General features: G+C 58.4%; 19 protein-coding genes. 10 read left to right on the forward strand and 9 right to left on the reverse strand.

Annotation, left to right across the window (positions count from 1 at the left end; translation table 11 throughout):
- Window positions 1–289: 289 nt before the first annotated feature.
- From BT119_RS16620 to BT119_RS16630, 3 genes are all read right to left on the reverse strand, one after another.
- Complete coding sequence (locus BT119_RS16620; protein WP_003431609.1) at window positions 290–1,918, reverse strand: ABC transporter substrate-binding protein; 1,629 nt, start codon at window positions 1,916–1,918, stop codon at window positions 290–292.
- 257 nt (window positions 1,919–2,175) lie between these two features.
- Window positions 2,176–3,783, reverse strand: a complete 1,608-nt coding sequence (locus tag BT119_RS16625; protein ID WP_003431608.1) for an ABC transporter substrate-binding protein — start codon at window positions 3,781–3,783, stop codon at window positions 2,176–2,178.
- A gap of 137 nt (window positions 3,784–3,920) precedes the next feature.
- On the reverse strand, window positions 3,921–4,634 hold the full coding sequence (locus tag BT119_RS16630) for an SIMPL domain-containing protein (RefSeq protein WP_003419020.1): 714 nt from the start codon (window positions 4,632–4,634) through the stop codon (window positions 3,921–3,923).
- Between the two features lie 192 nt (window positions 4,635–4,826).
- Here BT119_RS16630 and BT119_RS16635 point away from each other — a divergent pair, with 192 nt between their 5' ends.
- The 9 genes from BT119_RS16635 (at window position 4,827) to BT119_RS16680 (ending at window position 14,494) form a co-directional block, all read left to right on the forward strand.
- The gene (locus tag BT119_RS16635; protein WP_003431607.1) at window positions 4,827–6,086 is read left to right on the forward strand and encodes an ATP-binding protein; all 1,260 of its coding nucleotides are present in this window, start codon (window positions 4,827–4,829) and stop codon (window positions 6,084–6,086) included.
- Complete coding sequence (locus tag BT119_RS16640; protein ID WP_003395104.1) at window positions 6,083–6,646, forward strand: response regulator transcription factor; 564 nt, start codon at window positions 6,083–6,085, stop codon at window positions 6,644–6,646. The genes BT119_RS16635 and BT119_RS16640 overlap by 4 nt, the downstream gene beginning before the upstream one ends.
- Before the next feature lie 89 nt (window positions 6,647–6,735).
- Window positions 6,736–8,454: an ABC transporter ATP-binding protein/permease gene (locus BT119_RS16650; RefSeq protein ID WP_072366376.1), complete on the forward strand. Its 1,719-nt coding sequence runs from the start codon at window positions 6,736–6,738 to the stop codon at window positions 8,452–8,454.
- A 114-nt stretch (window positions 8,455–8,568) separates the two neighbouring features.
- Complete coding sequence (locus BT119_RS16655; protein ID WP_003313750.1) at window positions 8,569–9,318, forward strand: FadR/GntR family transcriptional regulator; 750 nt, start codon at window positions 8,569–8,571, stop codon at window positions 9,316–9,318.
- A gap of 280 nt (window positions 9,319–9,598) precedes the next feature.
- Window positions 9,599–10,510, forward strand: coding sequence for a 5-dehydro-4-deoxyglucarate dehydratase (kdgD, locus tag BT119_RS16660; RefSeq protein WP_044309446.1), 912 nt, complete (start codon window positions 9,599–9,601; stop codon window positions 10,508–10,510).
- Between the two features lie 165 nt (window positions 10,511–10,675).
- On the forward strand, window positions 10,676–12,061 hold the full coding sequence (locus BT119_RS16665) for an MFS transporter (RefSeq protein WP_003431603.1): 1,386 nt from the start codon (window positions 10,676–10,678) through the stop codon (window positions 12,059–12,061).
- Window positions 12,062–12,071: 10 nt separating this feature from the next.
- Window positions 12,072–13,625 (forward strand): galactarate dehydratase, encoded by a 1,554-nt coding sequence (gene garD, locus BT119_RS16670; RefSeq protein ID WP_003368648.1) that lies wholly within the window; start codon window positions 12,072–12,074, stop codon window positions 13,623–13,625.
- 244 nt (window positions 13,626–13,869) lie between these two features.
- Window positions 13,870–14,109 carry a PLDc N-terminal domain-containing protein gene (locus tag BT119_RS16675; RefSeq protein WP_003431600.1) on the forward strand — a complete coding sequence of 80 codons (240 nt, stop codon included), beginning with the start codon at window positions 13,870–13,872 and terminating at the stop codon, window positions 14,107–14,109.
- Window positions 14,110–14,299: 190 nt separating this feature from the next.
- Window positions 14,300–14,494, forward strand: coding sequence for a hypothetical protein (locus BT119_RS16680; RefSeq protein WP_003431599.1), 195 nt, complete (start codon window positions 14,300–14,302; stop codon window positions 14,492–14,494).
- Window positions 14,495–14,758: 264 nt separating this feature from the next.
- On the opposite strand, the gene BT119_RS16685 is transcribed toward BT119_RS16680, so the two are convergent.
- The 3 genes from BT119_RS16685 to BT119_RS16695 form a co-directional block, all read right to left on the reverse strand.
- Window positions 14,759–14,959: a hypothetical protein gene (locus BT119_RS16685; protein WP_003313743.1), complete on the reverse strand. Its 201-nt coding sequence runs from the start codon at window positions 14,957–14,959 to the stop codon at window positions 14,759–14,761.
- Between the two features lie 219 nt (window positions 14,960–15,178).
- A complete protein-coding gene (locus BT119_RS16690) occupies window positions 15,179–15,964 on the reverse strand; it encodes a sulfite exporter TauE/SafE family protein (RefSeq protein WP_003368645.1) in 786 nt (261 codons plus the stop codon).
- A 92-nt stretch (window positions 15,965–16,056) separates the two neighbouring features.
- Window positions 16,057–17,880: a sensor domain-containing phosphodiesterase gene (locus tag BT119_RS16695; protein ID WP_003431597.1), complete on the reverse strand. Its 1,824-nt coding sequence runs from the start codon at window positions 17,878–17,880 to the stop codon at window positions 16,057–16,059.
- 362 nt (window positions 17,881–18,242) lie between these two features.
- Between BT119_RS16695 and BT119_RS16700 the strand changes: the two genes are divergently transcribed.
- Window positions 18,243–18,698 (forward strand): GNAT family N-acetyltransferase, encoded by a 456-nt coding sequence (locus BT119_RS16700; protein WP_072366378.1) that lies wholly within the window; start codon window positions 18,243–18,245, stop codon window positions 18,696–18,698.
- A gap of 13 nt (window positions 18,699–18,711) precedes the next feature.
- Here BT119_RS16700 and BT119_RS16705 read toward each other — a convergent pair whose 3' ends face one another.
- The 3 genes from BT119_RS16705 to BT119_RS16715 all read right to left on the reverse strand — a co-directional run bounded on the left by BT119_RS16705 (window position 18,712) and on the right by BT119_RS16715 (window position 22,444).
- Window positions 18,712–19,212: a GAF domain-containing protein gene (locus BT119_RS16705; RefSeq protein ID WP_003431595.1), complete on the reverse strand. Its 501-nt coding sequence runs from the start codon at window positions 19,210–19,212 to the stop codon at window positions 18,712–18,714.
- A 415-nt stretch (window positions 19,213–19,627) separates the two neighbouring features.
- The gene (locus BT119_RS16710; RefSeq protein WP_003431594.1) at window positions 19,628–21,253 is read right to left on the reverse strand and encodes a methyl-accepting chemotaxis protein; all 1,626 of its coding nucleotides are present in this window, start codon (window positions 21,251–21,253) and stop codon (window positions 19,628–19,630) included.
- Window positions 21,254–21,520: 267 nt separating this feature from the next.
- On the reverse strand, window positions 21,521–22,444 hold the full coding sequence (locus BT119_RS16715) for a proline iminopeptidase-family hydrolase (RefSeq protein WP_044309451.1): 924 nt from the start codon (window positions 22,442–22,444) through the stop codon (window positions 21,521–21,523).
- Between the last annotated feature and the right edge of the window lie 5 nt (window positions 22,445–22,449).

Consider the following 22,449-nt stretch of genomic DNA (forward strand, 5'->3'; position numbering starts at 1 on the left):
CTCGAATGTCTAACTGGCCCAAAGGCGTCGCCCCACGCAACTTCGCACGACATGCCCGGCGCACCTGGACACGAAGCGACGGGCTTCCTGCCATTGCCGCTGCCCTTCGACGGTAAGTCGTCAGAGGCCCGCGGTATATAGGCTCGAAGGCTGCAAAGCTCGTAGGAAATATCTTAGTGATAGTAGAAGAATGCCGTTATCGGCACTTTTTCAACCCATCGCTCGGGGCTTGCTATTCAAGTAGAGCGGTTTGCTGCGCCGGATGAGCGGCGCAGCAAGCTGTCACTTTTTACTTGCCGCTCACGCTCACACCGTAAAAGGAGTTCAAGCCAAACGGGCTGATCTTGAAGTCCTGCACGCTGGTGCGCATGGGTTGATAGACCGTCGAGTGCGCAATAGGCGTCATTGGCACGGCGTCTTTCAGGAGGTGTTGCGCCTGTTTGTACAGCTCGGTGCGCTTGGCCTGATCGGACGTTTCCTTGGCCTGATGGATCAGCGTGTCGAACGGCTTGTCACACCATTTGGCAAAGTTGTTGCCATTCAGTGCGTCGCAGCCGAACAGGGTGCCGAGCCAGTTGTCCGGGTCACCATTGTCACCGCTCCAGCCAATCAGCATGGCGCCGTTCTCGCCATTCTTGGCGCGCTTGATGTACTCGCCCCATTCATAGCTGACGATCTTGGCGTTGATACCGATCTTCTTCCAGTCGGACTGGAGCATCTCGGCCATCAGTTTGGCGTTGGGGTTGTAAGGACGCTGAACCGGCATCGCCCACAGGGTGATTTCGGTGCCTTCCTTGATACCGGCTTCCTTGAGCAGCTCGCGAGCTTTCTCAGGATCGTACTTGGCGTCCTTGATGGTGGTGTCATAGGACCACTGGGTCGGCGGCATGGCGTTGACCGCCAATTGACCTGCACCCTGGTAAACCGAGTCGATGATCTGCTGCTTGTTGACCGCCATGTCCAGCGCCTGACGCACTTTCAACTGAGCCAGGGGATTTGGATGGTCTTCGCCCTTGATCTCAGGCATCACGTTGTAGGCGATGTACCCCAGGTTGAAGCCTGCCTGATCGGGCATCTTCAGGTTCTTGTCGGCCTTGAGCGGTTCGAGGTCGGCAGGACGCGGGTAGGCAGTGATCTGGCATTCGTTTTTCTTGAGCTTCTGCATGCGCACCGAAGCATCGGTGGTGATGGCGAAGATCAGGTTGTCGACCTTGACGTCCTCAGGCTTCCAGTAATCCTTGTTGCCGGTGTAACGGATGTTGGAGTCTTTCTGGTAGCTCTTGAACACGAACGGGCCAGTGCCGATCGGCTGCTGGTTGATCAGCTCCGGCTTGCCTTCCTTCAGCAGCTGGGCGGCATATTCTGCGGACTGGATGGACGCGAAGCTCATCGCCATGTTCTGGATGAACGCGGCGTCGACCTTGCCCAGAACGAACTTGACGGTGTGGTCGTCGATCTTCTCGATTTTGGTGATGTTGGTGTCCATCGCCATATCGGTGAAGTACGGGAACTCGGTCGGATACGCTTTGCGGTAAGGCATGTCCTTGTCGATCATGCGATTGAACGTGAACAGCACGTCATCGGCATTGAATTCACGGGTCGGCTTGAAGTAGGGCGTGGTGTGGAACTTGACGCCTTCACGAAGGTGGAAGGTGTACGTCAGGCCATCGTCGGAGATGTCCCATTTGGTTGCCAGACCTGGCACCACGGCGGTGCCGCCGCGTTCAAACTGGCTCAAGCGATTGAAAATGGTCTCGGCTGAGGCGTCGAAGTCAGTACCTGTGGTGTATTGACCTGGATCGAAGCCCGCAGGGCTGCCCTCGGAACAGAACACCAGATTCGATGCAGCGTGAGCGAAAGGTGCGCTGGCGAGCAAGCTGGCGCCGACCAGAAACGGAATGACCGCGTGTTTGAGCATGGTTGCCTCAGTTGTTGTCATTTTTGATTAGAGGGAACGACCTCGTGAGCCGATCCGTCCGATACTTATGCAGGGGCCATACCCAAAGCAAGACAGTGAGGCGAAAGAAGCGACAAAGAGTGGCACGATCGTACAGGAATGTCGCGAAAGTGTAACTTTCTTGGTAGTTGATCGTTTGCGCGACGCTTTTTCAATTGTTTCGTGCACCAAATAAGCGCAACCGGGTGAGAAAAATGCACCCGGTTGGCGCTGTGTTGTTACTTCACTGTTCCCAGGCTGACACCATAAAAGGGTGTCAGGCCGAAGGGGCTGATCTTGAAGTCCTGCACTTCCTGGCGCATTGGCTGAAACACCTTGGAGTTGGCGATCGGGGTGATCGGCACCTGCTGCTTGAGAATGTGCTGAGCCTGCTGATAGAGCTTGATGCGCTCATCGCGGTTGCTGGTCAGCTTGGCCTTCTGCACCAGCTTGTCGTAAGCCGGGTCGCACCACTTGGCGTAGTTGCTGCCTTTGACGGCTGCGCAGCTGTAAAGCACGCCGAGCCAGTTGTCGGGGTCGCCGTTGTCACCGGTCCAGCCATAGATCATTGCGTCATGTTCGCCGGCCTTGGCGCGCTTGATGTATTCGCCCCATTCATAGCTGACGATGTTGGCCTTGATACCGATCTTCTCCCAGTCGGACTGAATCATCTGAGCCGACATGCGTGCATTGGGGTTCGACGCGCGCTGGACGGTCATGGCCCACAGATCGATTTTGGTACCCGGTGCCACACCTGCTTCCTTGAGCAGTTGTTTGGCTTTGGTCAGGTCGTGCGGGGCGTCCTTGATGGTCGGATCGAAGCTCCACTGACCCGGCGGCAGGGCATTTTCAGCCAGCTGGCCTGCACTCTGATAAACCGCCTTGATGATTGCCGGCTTGTCGATGGCCATGTCCAGCGCCTGACGCACCTTGAGCTGATCCAGTGGCGGATGCGTAACGTTGTAGGCCAGGAAGCCCAGGTTGAAGCCCGGCTGACTGAGGACCTTGAGTTTCGGGTCCTTTTTCATCTCCTCGATGTCCTGCGGACGCGGATAGCCGCTGACCTGGCATTCGTTGGCCTTGAGCTTCTGCAGGCGCACGGCGGCATCGCTGCTGATCGAGAAGATCAGGTTGTCGATCTTCACATCCTCCGGCTTCCAGTACTCGGTATTGCCGACGTAACGGATCTGTGAATCCTTCTGATAGCGCTTGAAGACGAACGGACCCGTGCCGATGGGCTTCTGGTTCAAGTCCTCGGCCTTGCCTTCCTTGAGCAGTTTGTCTGCGTACTCGGCAGACTGGATCGAGGCGAAGCTCATCGCCAGGTTCTGCACAAAGGCGGCATCAATGTTGTTCAGGGTGAACTTGACGGTCAGCGGGTCGACTTTCTCGACGCTCTTGATCGTCGTATTCAGCCCCATATCGGTGAAATAGGGCGACTCGGACGGATACGCCTTGCGGAACGGGTGGTTGGCATCAAGCAGGCGATTGAACGTGAACAGCACGTCATCGGCGTTGAACGTACGAGTCGGGGTGAAATAATCCGTGGTATGGAATTTCACGCCGTCGCGCAGGTGAAACGTGTAGGTCAGACCATCCGGCGAAACGTCCCAGCGCGTGGCCAGACCCGGCTCCACTTCCGTACCGCCACGCTTGAACTGGGTCAGACGGTTGAAAACGGTTTCGGCCGAGGCATCGAAGTCGGTGCCGCTGGTGTACTGGCTGGGGTCGAAACCGGCCGGGCTTGCTTCCGAGCAATACACCAGCGTGCTTGCCGCTTGGGCCAAAGGTGCGCAGGCCAGCAGCGCGGTGGTCAACAGCAGCGGTTTGAAAAGTGTGTGTCCCATGGATCCCTCGCGTGGTACTGCGTTCTCAAGATCGGACGCAGAGCGTCCGGAACTGCGTTCCCACGCCGAGCATGGGAACGATGGTTGTGCTGATTGGAGCTCGCTTTTCCGGGCTCGGGCTCAATGATCAACCCTGCTCAGGGTATCGCGACTTCGATCACGCCATCCGCGGCGACGCTGACCTGGCTGGTGCCAGCCTCGACATCGGGCGTCGGAGCTGCGTCTTCGCGCGAGGACTTGGCCATCATCATGACCGGCGCGCGCAGATACGGCTGCGGGTAGCCCGAGGTATTCAGATTCAGGTTGACCAGCTTGTAGCCTGTACCGCCCAGCGCCTCGGTGACCAGTTGCGCGCGAGCCTTGAACGCAGTCACGGCGTCCTTGAGCAGGGCGTCTTCACTGGTCTTGCGCGTCGATGGCGAGATCGAGAAGTCCATGCCGCCCATTTTCAGGTCGGTCAGCAGCTCGCCGGTCAGCTTGGACAGCACAGCAAAGTCTGCGCTTTCCAGGCGCAGTTCGGCGCGTTCACGCCAGCCGGTAATCTTCTGGCCTTTATCGTCGTAGACCGGGTAGCTGTTGCGGCTGCCCTGGCGAATCTTTACGTCCTTGACCTGGCGCGCCTGCCCCAGCGCCTTGTTCAGCGTCTCGGTGATCTGCGCGGCCAGTTTGGCCGGATCGCTGTCCTGCGCTTCGGTGTACAGCGTGACGAGCATCAGGTCGCGCTGCACCTCCTGATTGACCTCGGCGCGCAATGAAATCTGGTTGTAACGGGCCTCTTCAGCCATGGCGGGCAGGCTGGACAAAGCCGCAGCCAGCGCGACGAGGGTGGCGGCAGGGCGAAGGTTGAACATGAGAGCTCCTTGTTATCAAACGGCCTCCGACGATGGTCGGGCGGCGCAAAGTGTTCTGACTGTAGCGCTTTGGTCCGGTTCCTGCGATGACCGAGTGCTCTGGCGTGCGGTGCGTTGACGCACTTTTTCAGTTTTGTCTCCCGCTTGGTTATACTCGCTGCGATCCGCCTGGAGCACTCATCAGGAGAGCTCATGCTCGCCCCCGTTCAAATGCTTTCAGCCACACGGCAAAACCTGTGGCGCCTGACATTCATCCGTATTCTGGTGCTGGCCGCTCAGGCCGGCTCGGTCGGTATGGCCTGGCTGTTCGACTTTCTGCCGTTGCCGTGGCTGCAACTGTCGATCACCCTGGGCTGTTCGCTGGTGCTCTGCGGGCTGACAGTCATTCGTCTGCGCACCTCGCTGCCGCTCACCGAGCTTGAATATGCGCTACAACTGGCGCTGGACCTGCTGATTCACAGCGCGCTGCTGTATTACTCGGGCGGCTCGGCCAACCCGTTCGTTTCCTATTATCTGGTGCCGCTGACCATTGCCGCCGCCACGCTGCCATGGCGTTACTCGCTGATTCTGTCCGGCTTTGCGCTGAGCATGTACACCTTGCTGATGGTGCGCTCCTACCCGCTGGAAACCGACTCCATTGCCCGGGAAAACATGCAGATCTACGGCATGTGGCTGAGTTTTGCGTTGGCCGCTGCGGTGATTACCTTCTTTGCTGCGAAGATGGCCGAGGAGCTGCGCCGCCAGGAGCAACTGCGTGCCGAGCGTCGCGAAGAAGGCCTGCGTGATCAGCAATTGCTCGCCGTCGCGACCCAGGCTGCAGGGGCCGCCCATGAATTGGGAACGCCGCTGGCAACCATGAGCGTGCTGCTCAAGGAAATGCGCCAGGATCACAGCGACCCAGCGTTGCAGGATGATCTGTCCGTGCTGCAGGAGCAGGTCAAACAGTGCAAGCAGACCCTGCAGCAACTGGTGCGTGCCGCCGAAGCCAATCGGCGCATGGCCGTCGAATATCAGACCGCCACCCGCTGGCTGGACGAGTCCCTCAACCGCTGGCATCTGATGCGCCCGGAGGTGAGTTACCGTTTCTATCAGTTGGGCAAGGGCGAGGCGCCGATGCTGGCACCGCCGCCGGACCTGACCCAGGCGCTGCTCAACCTGCTCAACAACGCTGCCGATGCCTGCCCCGATGGCCTTGAAGTCAATCTGGACTGGGACAGTGCGGAAGTCTGCATCAGCATTCGCGACCATGGCGCGGGTGTGCCGCTGGCGATTGCCGAACAGATCGGCAAGCCGTTCTTTACTACCAAGGGCAAAGGTTTCGGCCTGGGGCTGTTCCTGAGCAAGGCCAGCGTCACCCGTGCGGGTGGCTCGGTGAAGCTCTACAGTCATGAAGAAGGCGGTACGCTCACCGAGCTGCGCCTGCCCCGAGATACGCGAGGAGAAGAAGCATGAGTGACGATGACATCCAGGTCGAAGGCGAAGAGCTGCCGCACCTGTTGCTGGTCGATGACGACGCGACGTTCACCCGTGTGATGGCGAGGGCCATGAGCCGTCGTGGTTTTCGCGTGAGCACCGCCGGCTCGGCCGAAGAAGGTCTGGCCCTGGCGCAACAGGACATTCCCGAATATGCCGCGCTGGACCTGAAGATGGACGGCGATTCCGGTCTGGTGCTGCTGCCCAAGCTGCTGGAAATGGACCCGGACATGCGCGTGGTGATTCTCACCGGTTATTCGAGCATCGCCACGGCGGTCGAAGCGATCAAGCGCGGCGCGTGCAACTACCTGTGCAAACCGGCTGACGCGGATGACGTACTGGCGGCCCTGCTGTCCGAGCACGCCAACCTCGACACGCTGGTTCCCGAGAATCCGATGTCGGTGGATCGCTTGCAGTGGGAGCATATCCAGCGCGTGCTGACCGAGCACGAGGGCAATATTTCCGCAACTGCGCGGGCGCTGGGCATGCACCGCCGCACATTGCAGCGCAAGTTGCAGAAGCGTCCCGTGCGGCGTTGATGAAGGTTTTTTCATAGTGATCTTTTAGGCGTTTTTTTGCTTCATTGTGCTCAGGCATCGTACTTTCGAAGAGAGCGAGCCTGAACCACATGAATCGCAATGCTGAATATTCTGCCGTCAACGATACTGTGCAAGGAGCCTTTCTACCCCGCGTCTGGAAGCTGATAACGCCGTACTGGCGCAGTGAGGAAAAGGCCACTGCCTGGCTGCTGCTGGTCTCGGTGATCGCGCTGTCGCTGTTCAGCGTGCAGGTCTCGGTGTTCTTCAACAGCTGGTACCGAGACTTCTACAACGCTCTGCAGAACAAGGATCTTGCCGCGTTCACCCACCTGATCCTGTACTTCAGCGGCATCGCCGCGATCGCCATTCTGGCGGCGGTCTATCGCTTGTACCTGACCCAGTTGCTGACCATCCGCTGGCGCCGCTGGCTGACGGAGAAACACTTCGCGCGCTGGCTCGCGGACAAGAACTACTACCACCTGGAGCAGGGCGGTTACACCGATAACCCTGACCAGCGTCTGTCCGAAGACCTCAACGAGTTCACCACCAGCACGCTCAGCCTGGGCCTGGGTTTGATGAGCGCGGTGGTCAGTCTGGTGTCGTTTTCAGTGATCCTCTGGGGCGTGTCGGGCAGTATCGAGGTGTTCGGCGTCACCATTCCCGGTTACATGTTCTGGGCGGCCATGCTCTATGCGCTGGTGGGCAGCCTGCTGACCCACTGGATCGGCAAGCGGCTGATCACGTTGAACAACCAGCAGGAGCGATTCGAGGCAGACCTGCGTTTTGCGCTGGTGCGTGTGCGCGAAAACGCTGAAAGCATTGCCTTGTCCGAGGGCGAACGCAATGAAAACCAGCGCCTGAGCGCGCGTTTCATGATGATCTGGAATAACTTCCGGGCGTCGATGAAGGTCCAGAAGCGGCTGACGTTCTTCACCTCGGGCTATTCGCAGATTGCGCTGATCTTTCCGTTCATTGTGGCCGCGCCACGGTATTTCGCCGGCAAGATCGAGCTGGGTGATGTGATGCAGATCAACTCGGCATTCGGCAATGTACAGGAGAACTTCAGCTGGTTCATCAGCGCCTATGGCACGCTGGCGTCATGGCGCGCCACCAGCGACCGTCTGCTGAGCTTCCGTCAGGCGATGAGTGACAATGAAGATCGGCAGCCGGCCATCGAAAGAATTCACGCCAACGACACGCTTGACCTGCGCAATCTGGGCTTGAGCATCGCCGGTGGGCGGCAATTGCTGAGCGACGCGAGTCTGCAGGTCGGCGCGGGAGAGCGGGTGATGCTCAGCGGTCGTTCGGGCAGTGGTAAAAGCTCGTTGCTGAGGGCGTTGGGCGGTCTCTGGCCTGAGGGGGCGGGGCAGATTCGCTTGCCCACTGGTACGGCGCTGTTCCTGCCGCAGCGGCCTTACCTGCCTATTGGCACACTGCGTGAGGCGATGAGTTATCCACAACCCGCGGAACATTACCCGGCTCAGCGATTTGCCGAGGTACTGGAGCAGTGCCGTCTGGAGCACCTGATACCGCGTCTGGACGAAAGTAATCACTGGCAGCGTTTTCTCTCACCGGGCGAGCAGCAGCGGGTGGCGTTCGCTCGTGCCCTGCTGGTCGCGCCGAACTGGCTGTATGTGGATGAAGCCACCTCGGCCATGGACGAAGATGACGAGACGGCCATGCACCGCGCAGTCATCGACGGGCTGCCGGGCCTGACGCTGATCAGCGTCGGGCACCGCAGCAGCCTCAAACGCTTTCATGACCGGCATGTGCGTGTCGAGGGCGGCAAATTGATCGAGCAACCGTGATTCGCAACGTTTTGAGGTCGATGCTATAGGGGACACGGCGCTTTTGAGGGTGTGATCATACAACCGCTGAGCTATGATTAGCCCCATGTTTAGCAGTCCAGAGATCGATGTTGGATGGAAAATCAAAGCGCTCTGCCCCGCGCCCGCAGAAAACACCGCAGCCTCGCGCAGGAGCTGGTGACAGAGCTGTCCGAGCGTATTCGCAGCGGTCAGCTCAAGCGCGGCGACAAACTGCCCACCGAATCCGCAATCATGGAAGAGCAGGGCGTCAGCAGGACTGTCGTGCGTGAGGCGATTTCGCGTCTGCAGGCCTCCGGTCTGGTCGAGACCCGTCACGGCATCGGCACCTTCGTGCTCGACACGCCGAGCCCCAGTGGCTTCCGGATTGACCCGGCGACCATCGTCACCCTGCGTGATGTACTGGCGATTCTCGAGTTGCGCATCAGTCTGGAAGTCGAGTCGGCAGGCCTTGCAGCCCAGCGGCGCAGTGATGAACAACTGGCAGCCATGCGTTCGGCGCTGGACGCGCTCAATGAAAGTGCGGCACACGCCACCGATGCCGTGGCGTCGGACTTCCAGTTCCATCTGCAGATTGCCTTGTCGACCGGCAATCGCTACTTCACGGACATCATGACCCACTTGGGCACCAGCATCATCCCGCGTACCCGGCTCAATTCCGCGCGTCTGGCGCATGATGACCAGCAGCACTACATGGATCGGCTGAGCCGTGAGCACGAAGAAATCTTCGACGCCATCGCCCGCCAGGATTCCGATGCGGCCCGCGCGGCCATGCGCCTGCACCTCACCAACAGCCGCGAACGCCTGCGCCATGCGCATGAAGAGGCTGAATCGCAGCGGGCTTGAGGATTAAAAGAGGACACGGAGCGTCCGGAACGGCATACCCACGCTGGAGCTTGGGTACGATAGATGGCTGGGGGAACACCTATCGTTCCTCACGCGCCAGACGCTCTGCGTCACACATCTATGCGGCAGCGCAAAAGTCAAAACCGGGCTCTGTCCGCTCCCCCTGAAAAAACCCGAAAATCCCTGTTGAGTGATTTTATTATCAGTTGTACGATGACTTACGACATCGGCGCTGACCCGGTGATCCTCTAACAATTAAGTCCTCCAGGGTGTTCGAATAATGAATCCACAAGAACTGAAGTCCATCCTCTCGTCCGGTCTGCTGTCTTTCCCGGTTACCGATTTCAATGCCCAGGGCGACTTCCACCGCGCCGGCTACATTAAACGTCTCGAGTGGCTGGCCCCGTACGGCGCAAGCGCTCTGTTCGCTGCGGGCGGCACAGGTGAGTTTTTCTCACTGGCTGCCAGCGAGTATTCCGAAATCATCAAAACTGCCGTCGACACCTGCGCCACCAGTGTGCCAATCCTCGCCGGTGTAGGCGGGCCGACTCGTCAGGCCATCGAGTACGCGCAGGAAGCCGAGCGTCTGGGCGCCAAGGGTCTGCTGCTACTGCCGCACTACCTGACCGAAGCCAGCCAGGACGGCGTTGCCGCGCACGTCGAAGCCGTGTGCAAATCGGTGAAGATCGGTGTGGTGGTCTACAACCGTAATGTCTGCCGCCTGACGCCGACCCTGCTCGAGCAACTGGCCGAGCGTTGCCCGAACCTGATCGGTTACAAGGATGGCCTGGGTGATATCGAGCTGATGGTTTCGATCCGCCGCCGTCTTGGTGACCGCTTCTCGTACCTGGGCGGGCTGCCGACCGCTGAAGTCTATGCCGCTGCCTACAAGGCGCTGGGCGTGCCGGTCTACTCGTCTGCCGTGTTCAACTTCGTACCGAAACTGGCGATGGACTTCTACCACGCCATCGCCCGCGACGATCATCAGGCGGTCGGTAAATACATCGACGATTTCTTCCTGCCTTACCTGGAAATCCGCAACCGCAAGGCTGGCTATGCCGTGAGTATCGTCAAGGCCGGCGCGAAGATCGCAGGTTATGACGCAGGTCCGGTGCGCGCGCCGTTGACCGATCTGACGCCAGACGAGTGCGACATGCTCGCCGCTCTGATGGACAAGCAAGGCAAGCAATAACACCTGCCACGACAAAGCCGCTGAGCGATCAGCGGTTTTTTCATTGCACTGCATGACCCTTACAGGTGGCAGATGTCGTCGCCGTGATACTGCCAAGGGGCCTGTAACGCTACACCCAAAAAACAGATTTACCCGCGTAAAAAAATAATCAGTGGGAGCTCTACCATGCAAAAGTCCAAGCCGACGCACGTCCGCTATTTGATCCTGTTGATGCTGTTTCTGGTCACTACGATCAACTACGCCGACCGCGCCACCATCGCTATCGCTGGTTCCAGCATTCAGAAAGACCTGGGCATCAGTGCCGTCACTCTGGGCTATATTTTCTCCGCATTCGGCTGGGCCTACGTGGCCGGTCAGATTCCCGGTGGCTGGCTGCTCGACCGTTTCGGGTCGAAGAAAGTCTATGCCATGAGCATTTTCACCTGGTCGCTGTTCACCCTGCTGCAAGGCTATGTGGGTGAGTTCGGCGTCTCCACGGCAATCGTTGCGCTGTTCATGCTGCGCTTTCTGGTCGGTCTGGCCGAAGCGCCGTCCTTCCCGGGCAACGCGCGCATCGTCGCCGCCTGGTTCCCGACTGCCGAGCGCGGCACCGCCTCGGCGATCTTCAACTCGGCGCAGTACTTCGCCACCGTGCTGTTCGCTCCGCTGATGGGCTGGATCGTTTACACCTACGGCTGGCAGCACGTGTTCGTCGTGATGGGCGCGTTCGGTATCGTGTTCTCCATGATCTGGATGAAGGTCATCTACGGCCCGCGCAACCACCCGATGATCAACGAGGCCGAACTGGAGCACATTTCCAGCAATGGCGCGCTGGTCGATCTGGATCAGGACAAGGGTAAAGGCGCGCAAAAAACAGCCAGCAGCGGCCCCAAGTGGGATTACATCCGCCAGTTGCTGACCAACCGCATGATGCTGGGTATCTACCTCAGCCAATACTGCATCAACGGCATCACCTACTTCTTCCTGACCTGGTTCCCGGTGTACCTGGTTCAGGAGCGCGGCATGACCATACTCAAGGCTGGCATCATCGCCTCTCTGCCGGCTATCTGCGGCTTCATCGGCGGGGTATTGGGCGGGATCATTTCCGACTACCTGCTGCGCAAGGGCCATTCGCTGACCTTCGCCCGCAAGGCGCCGATCATCGGAGGCCTGCTGCTGTCGACCTCGATCGTGACCTGCAACTACGTCGACATCGAATGGGTGGTCGTGGGCTTCATGGCCCTGGCATTCTTCGGCAAGGGCGTGGGTGCGCTGGGCTGGGCTGTGATGTCCGACGTGTCGCCCAAGCAGATCGCCGGTTTGAGCGGCGGCCTGTTCAACACCTTCGGTAACATTGCATCGATCACCACTCCGATCGTGATTGGCTACATCATCAGCAGCACCGGCTCGTTCAAATGGGCGCTGGTGTTCGTGGGCGCCAACGCGCTGCTGGCGGTGATCAGTTACATTTTCATCGTGGGTGAAATCAAGCGTGTGGAATTGAAAGAGCCGCCTGCCAAGGGGCCATTGCTGAACGACTCGGTCAGCGACCTTTCCGAAGCAAAATCCTGAGGAAACCGTGATGAACCTGATTCAACATGCCGATTCGCCACGCTATATCCGGCTGCATCCGCTGGATAACGTCGTGGTCGTGGTCAACGACCAGGGTGTGCCGGCCGGAACCGAATTCGACAACGGCCTGGTCACTGTCGATAATGTACCGCAGAGCCACAAGGTCAGCACCGTTGACCTGGCCGTGGGCGAAGCCGTGATTCGTTACGGCCACACCATTGGCTATGCATTGCAACCAATACCGCGCGGCAGTTGGGTCAGGGAAGACCAGTTGCGCATGCCTTCCGCGCCTGCGCTCGACAGCCTGCCGATGTCCGATGCCGTGCCGGAAAAGCAGGCGCCGCTCGAGGGTTACACCTTCGAAGGCTATCGCAACGCCGACGGCACAGTGGGCACTCGCAACATTCTCGGCATCACCACTACCGTGCAGTGCGTGACCGGTGTGCTCGACCACGCGGTCAAGCGCATCCGTGACGAGTTGTTGCCCAAGTACCCGAACGTCGATGACGTCGTGGCGCTGACCCATAGCTATGGTTGCGGCGTGGCAATCACGGCCACCGATGCCTACATCCCGATTCGTACAGTACGCAACCTGGCGCGCAACCCGAACCTGGGCGGCGAAGCGCTGGTGATCAGCCTGGGCTGCGAGAAGTTGCAGGCCGGACAGGTCATGCATGAGGGCGACAGCTCGGTGGACCTCAGCGAGCCTTGGCTGTATCGCTTGCAGGATTCCAGTCATGGCTTCAATGAAATGATCGAACAGATCATGGAGCTGGCCGAAACACGTTTGAAAAAGCTGGATCTGCGGCGTCGCGAAACGGTTCCGGCGTCGGAGTTGATTCTGGGCATGCAGTGCGGCGGCAGTGATGCGTTTTCCGGCATTACCGCCAACCCGGCGCTGGGTTACGCATCGGATCTGCTGTTGCGCGCTGGGGCGACAGTGATGTTTTCCGAAGTGACCGAAGTGCGGGATGCCATCTATTTGCTGACTTCCCGCGCACAGGATCAGGACGTCGCACAGGCGCTGGTGCGGGAAATGGACTGGTACGACCGCTATCTGGCCAAAGGCGAGGCTGATCGCAGCGCCAACACCACGCCGGGCAACAAGAAGGGCGGGTTGTCGAACATCGTCGAGAAGTCTCTAGGGTCGATCGTCAAGTCAGGCAGCAGCGCCATCAACGGCGTACTCGGCCCGGGCGAGCGGGTCAGCGGCAAGGGCTTGATCTTCTGCGCGACACCGGCCAGTGACTTTGTCTGCGGCACCTTGCAACTGGCTGCCGGCATGAACCTGCACGTGTTCACCACCGGCCGCGGTACTCCATACGGTCTGGCAATGGCGCCGGTGGTGAAGGTCTCGACCCGCACCGAACTGGCCCAGCGCTGGCCTGACCTGATCGACATAGACGCCGGACGCATCGCGACCGGACGCGCGAGCATCGAGGACCTGGGTTGGGAGCTTTTCCACTTCTACCTGGACGTGGCCAGCGGCAAGAAGAAGACCTGGACCGAGCATTACCGGCTGCACAACGACATCACGCTCTTCAACCCGGCACCGATTACCTGACGGGGATGTGACGCGCAGCGTCACGAACGGCAACCCCACGCTGGAGTGTGAGGAGCGATGTGCAGAGGAATACGCCTATCGTGCCCATGCTCTGCTTGGGCGTGCCGTTCTGGACGCTCTTGCCTCTGCGCTGAGCACCCGGTCACAATCCGAAATATTCTCTGAACTTTAAGGCTCTTTTTGACCTCTTCTACAGTAGGGCAGCCGATCTGGTTGCCTTCGTTGATGGTGCAGGAGATTTCAAATGGGTTGGATATCAGAAAATCATTTGTGGTTGTTCGCAGCGCTGACCGCCCTGATCGTGATTTCGGACATCTGGGCAGTACTGCGTATTCGCAAGAGCAAGGCACAATCCAGCAACAAGCTGATGTGGATCATTGTCGTTGTTGCCGTGCCAATCGTTGGCGTGCTGGCTCTGCTGATTGCGGGTCCGAGTCATGTGGACACACCGGCCAGACCTGAGCAGCAAAGCACCAAGTACTGACCCCGCTTTTCAAAAATACCCCGCCTGCGGGCGTGGGTATTTCCTCATGTAGATCGCTCCCTCCTGTTTTTCGACACCTTTGCTCACAAAGGTGGAATGTCGGCTGGCAAAAATAAAAATCTCTGCAATTCTTCTGCAATGGTGAGGTGTTTACATGCTTGCCATCCAGACCTGAACAAGGAGAAAGCGTATGTCGATCATGACCAAGTGGGCGTTACAGGCAGCTGCGTTGTTTGTGCTGGGTTGGATGGCAGTTTCGGTGGCGAGCTGGAGCAATCACGTTGCCAATGGCACCGGCAGTGATCGGCTGGCAGAGCTGAATGCTGGCGTATTGGGCAGCCAAGTGCTGGCTGTATCATCGTCGCCCGCAGCGCAAGACGAGTAATCCCGCCGCATCAGCGTGGGAGCACCGGCACTTTTCTGCAGGCAAAAAAATGGCCCACAACGGGGTGGGCCAAATGGGATTCATCAAAGGAGTAGGGCCAATTTACGCAGCCGGACGTGAAGGGGATGTGAAACGGATGTCATGGAAACGAGAAGTGGTTCGATAATTCAAGCGGCGTTATGACAGGGCGAACATGACAGGGTGAAGCAGCGTCGCCCATTGCCTGGCAACGCTGTAGGGATTAATTCGCGGGGAGGGGGCGGTCTAGCGGGCGGCCGCCTGAACGCTTATCTCGGCCGCTGCGCGGCGTGCCATATGCGGCAGCGAATGAGGCGCGTCGATTCTGGATTTCATGCGGTCGGCAAATTCTCTGGCTTCCTGCCAGCTCCGGCATTTGACCGGGTAGTCGTCCAGTATTACAACCCAAGCGTCGCCATATACACCTTCTTCAATTCGGATGAGCATTGTTGGCATCTCCTTTCAGTGAGGGTAAGTCTGTGCCGGGTCATCGGCGCTGAAGCTGACGCACGAAATCCTGCGCCGAAAATCGGTGTCTCGCTACAAAAAATTACAATTCCCGATGAGTGCGCACAGCCTGCAAGCAAACCGGCTCTGCGGCTTTCGAGGCTATGTTCGTGGGCAAGCCTGACTCAGAAATGTGACAGGCTGATGGATAGGCGCCGATCAGAACGCCAGCTTGAAGCCGATGGTGCCCAGCATGATGGCCAGGAAGGGCCGTAGCAGGTCATCGGAGACGCGGCCGGCCATGTGGCTGCCCAGGTAGATGCCGGGCAGTGAGCCCATCAGCAGCCAGCCCAGCAACTCCCAGTTCATGTTGCCCATGCTCGCATGACCCAGGCCTGCGACCAGCGTGAGCGGGACCGCATGGGCGATCTCCGTACCCACCAGACGTCGGGTCGGCAGCAATGGATAGAGGATGAACAGGGCCACCGTGCCCAGCGCGCCTGCACCGATGGAGGTGAGTGCAACCATGGTGCCGAGGATCAGACCGGTGATGACGGTCAGTACCGTCAGGCTGGTGCCGCTGAAAAACGAGTACCCGTCTCCGCGCCGATGAGCGAAGGCCAGCAGTTTTTTCTTGAACAGAACGGCGAGTGCGGTAAGCAGCAGCACATAGCCCAAGGCCTGCTTGATGATCGCGTTAAGTGCTTCGGGGGCGGTGTGCAGGGTGCTCAGAAACCACAGTGTCATGAGCACCGCCGGGACGCTGCCCAGAGTCAGCAGCCCGGTAACTTTCCAGTCGATGTTGTCGTTCCTGCGATGAACCAGAACCCCGCCGGATTTGGTAATCGCCGCGTACAGCAAGTCCGTGCCGACCGCCGTGGCCGGATTGATCCCGAACCACAGCAGTATCGGAGTCATCAGCGAGCCGCCGCCGACTCCGGTCATGCCCACGATGAAACCGACTACCAGTCCTGCAACTACGAAACCCAGACCACCCGCTTCCATATCCAACCTTTTTCAAGCAAACGCATCAGGCAAAAAGTGGCGGGCAGCATAACGGCTTGCGTTGTAATCGGTTATGAAGATGTGTTCTAAGGTTATAACCGTTTGTCGCGGATGATGGCGGCTTCTGCGGCTTCGGAGGCACTCTGCAGGCGCTGGTTGGGGCCCAGCCAGTTCAGCAACGCCTCGGCTTCCATGGGTTTGGCGATCAGATAACCCTGACCTTCATCGCAGCCCCACTGCTTGACCAGGCGACGAATCTCGTCGGTTTCGATGCCCTCGGCCACGACGCAGTAGCCAAGTTTCTTGGCCAGACCGATCAATGCCTTGACCAGACGCTGATCGGTTTTGTCGGACGCCAGATTGCGGATCAGCGACTGGTCGAGCTTGACCGTCGTCGCAGGCAGCTGCCGCAGGTAATTCCAGTTGCTGTAGCCCGTACCGAAGTCATCGATCGCCACATCCATGCCCTCCTGGCGCATGCGCTCCAGCTGGTGGCGCACTTCTGCCGGGTTGTGCATCAACGCGCCTTCGGTGAACTCCAGCTCAAAGCGGGTGGGGTCAATCTTGTGCTTGCCCAGTAGGCGTATCATCCGGTCGGTGAACGCCGGGCCGGTGAGGTCTTCGGGCGTCACGTTGATCGCAATACGGAAATCGAAACCCTGCTGCTGCCAACGAGCGGCCTGTTCGATTGCACTGGTCAGCACCCAGAGGCTCAGCGGGCGCATCAGAGCGGTCTTCTCGGCCAGCGGCACGAACTCGGCAGGCCCGATGGCGCCGAGCGTCGGGTGATTCCAGCGCAGCAAGGCCTCTACCGAGGTGCACAGGCCAGAGTCGAGGTCGATGCGCGGTTGGTAGACCAGACGCAGTTGATCGTCAGCATGCACCGCCCCGGTCAACGAACTGAGCAATTTGAAAGCACGCTGCTGGGCGGCGTCAAAGTGCGGTTCATACATCGCCCAGCCGAGGTCGCGGTCGCGGGCATCGTCGGCAGCGCTGATCACCATGCGCATCCAGTCCTGTTCTTCGACCGGATTACGGTTAAGGGTCACGACGCCCAGGCCGACCTGCATCTGCACCGGAATTCCCCGGCACTCAACGGGCGTCTCGAAATCCTTGAGGATGGTGCGGAACAGGTGTTCGGGCGTACGGTCGCCTGCCAACAGAAAGCCGAAGCGCGTAGGACTGACCTTGTATAAAGAACAGGTCGGCGGCAACAGGCGCTCCAAGCGGCTCTTGATACCTGTTACCAGGTCCTGGGAGAAGCTGTAACCCAGGGCCTTGACGATATCGTTGAGGAACGCGGAGGTAATCATATCCACCACGACCAACTGATAATCGACACTGGATGCCACGGCCTGATGAATATCTTCCTGCAGGCGCGAGCGGTTGTACAAGCCGGTGGGCTGGTCGATAAAGCAACTGAGCCTGAGGCCGACAATGCGTTTCATGACCAGCGACGCAAAGCGCTTGAGCATCTGCGTCTGGTACTCGCTCATCGGCTCGCGCGGCTTGGTGTCGATCACGCATAGGCTGCCCAGGGCAATGCCGTCATCGGTGATCAGTGGCGCGCCTGCGTAGTAGCGAATGTCAGGGTGTCCGGTCACCAGGCTGTTGTTGACGAAGCGCTCGTCGAGCGTGGCGTCGGGAATCTCGAACAGTGTTTCGGAAAGGATGGTGTAGGCGCAGAAGGACACGTTGCGTGGTGTTTCGCGGGCATTCAGGCCTACCCTTGCGCGGAACCACTGACGGTGCTCATCGACGATCGAGATCAAGGCAATCGGCGTCTCGAAAAAGGCAGCGGTCATCGCGACGATTTCATCGAATACGTCATCGGACGTATCTTCAAGCACGCACAGCTCCCGTATGCGCAACAGACGTTGCGTTTCATTCAAGGGAATAGGGGCACTGGCGTTCATGACAATTCTCAATGGGTGCTCGATGATGACTATATGACATCACGAAACTCACTTTAACAGACGAAAATATTCCGACCACAGCGGCGAGATACCGATTAATCGGCCGCAGATCGGATTTTTTGAACGCTATCGTTGTTCAAGCCGCGCACGGCGAGGGGTTGGCCATTTGTTTACGGTATCTTGTGAGCACTACCATTCGTCGACTGGCCGAAAATAAGTTGACCGAACGTCGTTATTCGGGCTGTTCGCCTACATTTTTTGTATGAGGAGTGCGCAAATCCTTCGCCGTATGAGCGGTGTCTTGCTTGCCATTGCGCGTTCGAAATGAATTCACCTACTGCAGGGTAACCAGGAACCACGCCATGAGCATCAAGGTACGACCCGCCCGCATAGCCGAAGCGGATGCCATCAGTCGAGTGATATTGGCGGCCTTGCGAACCAGCAATGCCAGGGATTATCCCGTCAGCGTGATCGAGCGCGTGCAATCGGGTTTCGGCCCGGGTGCGATCGAGCGGTTCATGCTGCAGCGTCAGGTGTTCGTGGCGTCAGAGGGCAATGTGGTGGTGGGCACTGCGAGTCTGGAGGGGGAGGTCGTGCGCTCGGTATTCGTCGACCCTGACAGGCATAGGCAAGGGATCGGGCGTTTATTGATGGCCGAGCTGGAGGCTGTCGCACGCAATGCGGGCGCGGTGCGAATGGTTGTACCGTCATCCTTGACTGCGCAGGCGTTCTACTTGGCGCTGGGTTTCAACGTGGTGCGGGAGCACCTGGAGGGAGAGGAGCGCACATTGATCATGGAGCGGAAACTGCGCGTCTGAGGCATTCCATGCCTTAAGCGGTGACTTCCTGCATTTCCTGCAATTGATAGTGCGCATACAGCGTGCTGGCGATCAGCGTGCAAAACACTTTCAGGGTATCGAGGGTATTGGCGTCATCGAGTGGCGCAGGCTTGGTATCCAGGCCACACAGGGTGCCGAAGAACTCTCCGTTGGGAAAAATGATCGGCAACGAGAAGTAGCTCTGGAAACCGTACATTTTAGTAATGGGATGCTCTGCGTAGACGGGGTCGGTCGCGACTTCGTTGATCACGATAGGCTGGCGGTGCTGACGCAACTCATTGCAGAACGTGGTCTCCAGCTTGAGCTGATGACCGGGTTCCAGCCCGAACTGGATTTCATCGTATACAGCACATGCGGTCCAGCTGGCCTCGGTTACTTTGGCAATTGCCGCAAATCTCAGCCCGGTCAGCCGGGTCACCAGTCGTAAAAGACTGGAAGTGGCCTCGATTTCACTGATGACTGCCAGCTCTGCTGAAGTCAGTTTGTTGTTCAAAATGTGTCACCCTGGTCATAAAAGCACTGATGCGGCCTTGGCGGTACGCCGGGCGCTGCCGATCCCGTGCAGGAAGTGATCGTGTCATACCTGATCGTGGCTTACATAAATATTGTGTTGTTCGACGCCAACTATTGAATGAGTTCAATGCCCCTGTCAACGTTGCGGGCTTTTTCAAATAGCCTGTGCTTGTAAATAGGTCTTTATGGATCCTATTTCAACTAATGAAGACTATGTGTTTGAAAGGCTGTCAGCAGAGAGACGCGGCTCACAGTTTTTGAGAGGAGGGGACCGCCGGCTGGAGGAACCATTGCGGGTTTTTTGCCGAAAACGGTACTGACGCTATATAAAGAAGGGCAGCAGACGAATCTGCTGCCCTTCTGTCATGCCCGGCATGTGTGGGTGTTGTTCTGGATTACGTCTTGAAGCGCAGCACCAGATCATTCAGGTTGACCGCCAACTGCGAAAGTTCGGTACTGGCGATCAGGGTCTGACGGGTGCCTTCGCTGCTCTGCACGGCCAGGTCGCGAATGCTGACCAGGCTTCTGTCGACATCACGCGCTACATGCGCCTGCTGCTCGGAGGCCGCTGCGATCTGCAGGTTACGGTTATTGATCTCGAGTACCGAGTTGGTGATCTGACGCAGCGACTCTCCGGCGTCCTCTGCCGTCTTGCGGGTGCTGTGAACTTCCTCAGTGCTCTTCTGCATGGACTCGACCGTGGCGGAAGAACCGGCCTGAATCGCTGAAATCATCTGTTCGACTTCCTGGGTGGACGTCTGTGTGCGATGCGCCAGAGCCCGCACTTCATCGGCTACCACAGCAAAGCCGCGACCCTGTTCACCGGCACGCGCCGCTTCGATGGCTGCGTTGAGTGCCAGCAGGTTGGTCTGTTCGGCAATACCGCGAATCACGCCCAGCACTTTGCTGATGTCCTGAGCCTGGCCAGCCAGCGCAGTGACTTGCGCTGAAGAGCCCTCGACCAGGCCTGTCAGGTTCTGCATGGCCGTCAGGGTTTCGTTAACGCGCTGGTTACCCAGGTCGGCGGAAAGGCTCGACTGTTGGGCGGCCTGCGAGGTCGACGTAGCATTACGAGCGACCTCTTCTACGGCAGCACTCATTTCGTTTACCGCAGTAGCAGCCTGCTCAATTTCGCTGTTCTGCTGCTGCAGCGTGCGGTCGGCACTTTCGGTGATCGACGTCATCTCGACGGCGGCAGTGCTCAGTTGTGCGGAGGCGCCGGAAATTTCGTGAATGGTGGTGCGCAGGTTCCCCGACATGGTATTCAGGGCCGTCATCAAGCGTGATGCTTCATCACTGCCGGCAACGCTAAGTTGTCGGGTCAGGTCACCGGCGGCGATGTCTTCTGCGAGTTTAAGCGAGACGCTGATCGGGTCGACGATGCTGCGTGTCAGGGCAATAGCGAGGACCACGGTAAGCAGGAACGCTGCGATCAGCACAATCATCAGGACGTTGACGCTGTGATTGTAGACCTCGGTTGCATCTTTCCCGGAGCTCACGGCTTCCGTGGCATTTTGCTCGCGCAGTCTGGTAAGTTTTTCCTGGTACGCAGTGGCCTTTTGGGCCTGCTCTCCGTTGGCAAGGGAGACCGCTCTTTCATGATCAGAGCTGTCCAGCGCGACGACCTGTTTCAAGCCATCAATGTATACGCTCATCTTGTTGTTGGCTTCTTCGAATTGCGCGCGGTCGGCTTCACCTGAAAGCAGGTGTTTTTGATAAAAGTCGCTGTTGGCACGCAGCGCTTCGATCGCTTCCCGGACCTTGGCTTCCGCGGTGGCGTGTACAGCGGGATCGGTGCTCGCAAGCATCCTGATGCTTTCCAGGCGAGCGTGAAGCAGGGCGATCTGAATGTCGTCGACCACCTGGATGCTGGGCAGTGAGTTTTCTTCAATGTTCTGCTCAGCCTTGCGCAGATGGTCGATCTGCACGTAGGAGAAGGCACCCAGACCGATCAACAGTAAGGTAATGACGCCAAAGCACAGGGAGGCCCTGCGTGAAATACTTAACGATCTGAGGTTCATGGTTGCCTCCAGCGGCAAAACAGGCGGAAGGCCAATACTTTCCTTCCAGTAACTGTTTTTCTGCTGAAAACGAGAGAGCTTTAACAAAATAGCCATGAAAGTTATTTCATAATGGCCTTTTGCAACTATCTGCTGTAAGGCAGCGGTATGTTGGCAAAAAGTTCCAGTAACACTGTGAGCAAAGTTAACCGTTAGTCGGGTGAATGCTACTAAAGTATTCACTCTAATAATGCAACTCTCAGGGCGTGGACCCATCAGGCCTGAACATCAAGCTGCGGACTCTGCAACCGATTCGACCAACGTGTCAAGAAAACCTGCGATGCATCCCATGCAGGCCATTCGCTCTTCTACATGGGGCATGTGACTGGACTCTTCGAAAACAGACCAACTGATGGTGGGGACGTTATCCACATAGGGCTTCACGACGAGCGGTGTGGCTTCGTCATACTTACCGGAAATCAGCAAGGTCGGAACGCTGATGAGTTTCAGGCGATCGACGATGGTCCAGTCCTTCATCGTGCCGATAACGTGAAACTCGGTAGGGCCATTCATGGCGTGGTATACGGTCGGATCGGCGTCAATCGCGTCGAAGGTACGTTTTACCTCCTCCGGCCACGGTGTGATGCGGCACACGTGACGGTCATAGAATGCTCGCGAGGCTTTCAGGTATTCCGGGTCTTTCAAGGTTTCCGCTTTTTCATGCTTGAGCAACGCGGCCTGTACGTCAGATGGCAGATCCTCGCGCAGCCGGTTGGCCTCACTTACCCAGGTGCGCATGTCTGCGGGGGAGTTGGCGATGATCAGCGCTTTCAGCCCTTCGGGCTGACGCACGGCATGCTCTGAAGCCAGCATGCCGCCCCACGACTGGCCCAGCAATGCGTAGTTGTTTTCGATGCCCAGGTGCTCAAGCAGGTTATCCAGCTCACTCAGGAACAGTTTGACCGTCCAGAAGTCGCGACCCTTGTCGGGCAAGTGGGTCGACTTTCCGTTACCCAACTGGTCGTAGTGGATAACGGCCCGGCCGGTGCTGGCGATGTCCTTGAACGAATCGACGTAGTCGTGCGTACAACCGGGGCCGCCGTGCAGAATGACCAATGGTGTGCCGGGACCGTGCAGGTCGCCTGTGATGCGATACCACGTCTGATAGTCGCCAAAAGGCGCAAAACCTTCCTTGATCGTCATATCTGCCATGTCGC

Source organism: Pseudomonas sp. NFACC10-1 (assembly GCF_900119195.1).
Classification (GTDB): domain Bacteria; phylum Pseudomonadota; class Gammaproteobacteria; order Pseudomonadales; family Pseudomonadaceae; genus Aquipseudomonas; species Aquipseudomonas cerasi.

Coding starts and splice junctions, on each gene's coding strand:
- BT119_RS16665 (WP_003431603.1), top strand. CDS start 10,676: ATGCAAAAGTCCAAGCCGACGCACGTCCGCTATTTGATCCTGTTGATG.
- garD (WP_003368648.1), top strand. CDS start 12,072: ATGAACCTGATTCAACATGCCGATTCGCCACGCTATATCCGGCTGCAT.
- BT119_RS16715 (WP_044309451.1), bottom strand. CDS start 22,444: ATGGCAGATATGACGATCAAGGAAGGTTTTGCGCCTTTTGGCGACTAT.
- kdgD (WP_044309446.1), top strand. CDS start 9,599: ATGAATCCACAAGAACTGAAGTCCATCCTCTCGTCCGGTCTGCTGTCT.
- BT119_RS16635 (WP_003431607.1), top strand. CDS start 4,827: ATGCTCGCCCCCGTTCAAATGCTTTCAGCCACACGGCAAAACCTGTGG.
- BT119_RS16620 (WP_003431609.1), bottom strand. CDS start 1,918: ATGCTCAAACACGCGGTCATTCCGTTTCTGGTCGGCGCCAGCTTGCTC.
- BT119_RS16690 (WP_003368645.1), bottom strand. CDS start 15,964: ATGGAAGCGGGTGGTCTGGGTTTCGTAGTTGCAGGACTGGTAGTCGGT.
- BT119_RS16640 (WP_003395104.1), top strand. CDS start 6,083: ATGAGTGACGATGACATCCAGGTCGAAGGCGAAGAGCTGCCGCACCTG.
- BT119_RS16695 (WP_003431597.1), bottom strand. CDS start 17,880: ATGAACGCCAGTGCCCCTATTCCCTTGAATGAAACGCAACGTCTGTTG.
- BT119_RS16630 (WP_003419020.1), bottom strand. CDS start 4,634: ATGTTCAACCTTCGCCCTGCCGCCACCCTCGTCGCGCTGGCTGCGGCT.
- BT119_RS16650 (WP_072366376.1), top strand. CDS start 6,736: ATGAATCGCAATGCTGAATATTCTGCCGTCAACGATACTGTGCAAGGA.
- BT119_RS16700 (WP_072366378.1), top strand. CDS start 18,243: ATGAGCATCAAGGTACGACCCGCCCGCATAGCCGAAGCGGATGCCATC.
- BT119_RS16625 (WP_003431608.1), bottom strand. CDS start 3,783: ATGGGACACACACTTTTCAAACCGCTGCTGTTGACCACCGCGCTGCTG.
- BT119_RS16680 (WP_003431599.1), top strand. CDS start 14,300: ATGTCGATCATGACCAAGTGGGCGTTACAGGCAGCTGCGTTGTTTGTG.
- BT119_RS16710 (WP_003431594.1), bottom strand. CDS start 21,253: ATGAACCTCAGATCGTTAAGTATTTCACGCAGGGCCTCCCTGTGCTTT.
- BT119_RS16655 (WP_003313750.1), top strand. CDS start 8,569: ATGGAAAATCAAAGCGCTCTGCCCCGCGCCCGCAGAAAACACCGCAGC.
- BT119_RS16675 (WP_003431600.1), top strand. CDS start 13,870: ATGGGTTGGATATCAGAAAATCATTTGTGGTTGTTCGCAGCGCTGACC.
- BT119_RS16685 (WP_003313743.1), bottom strand. CDS start 14,959: ATGCTCATCCGAATTGAAGAAGGTGTATATGGCGACGCTTGGGTTGTA.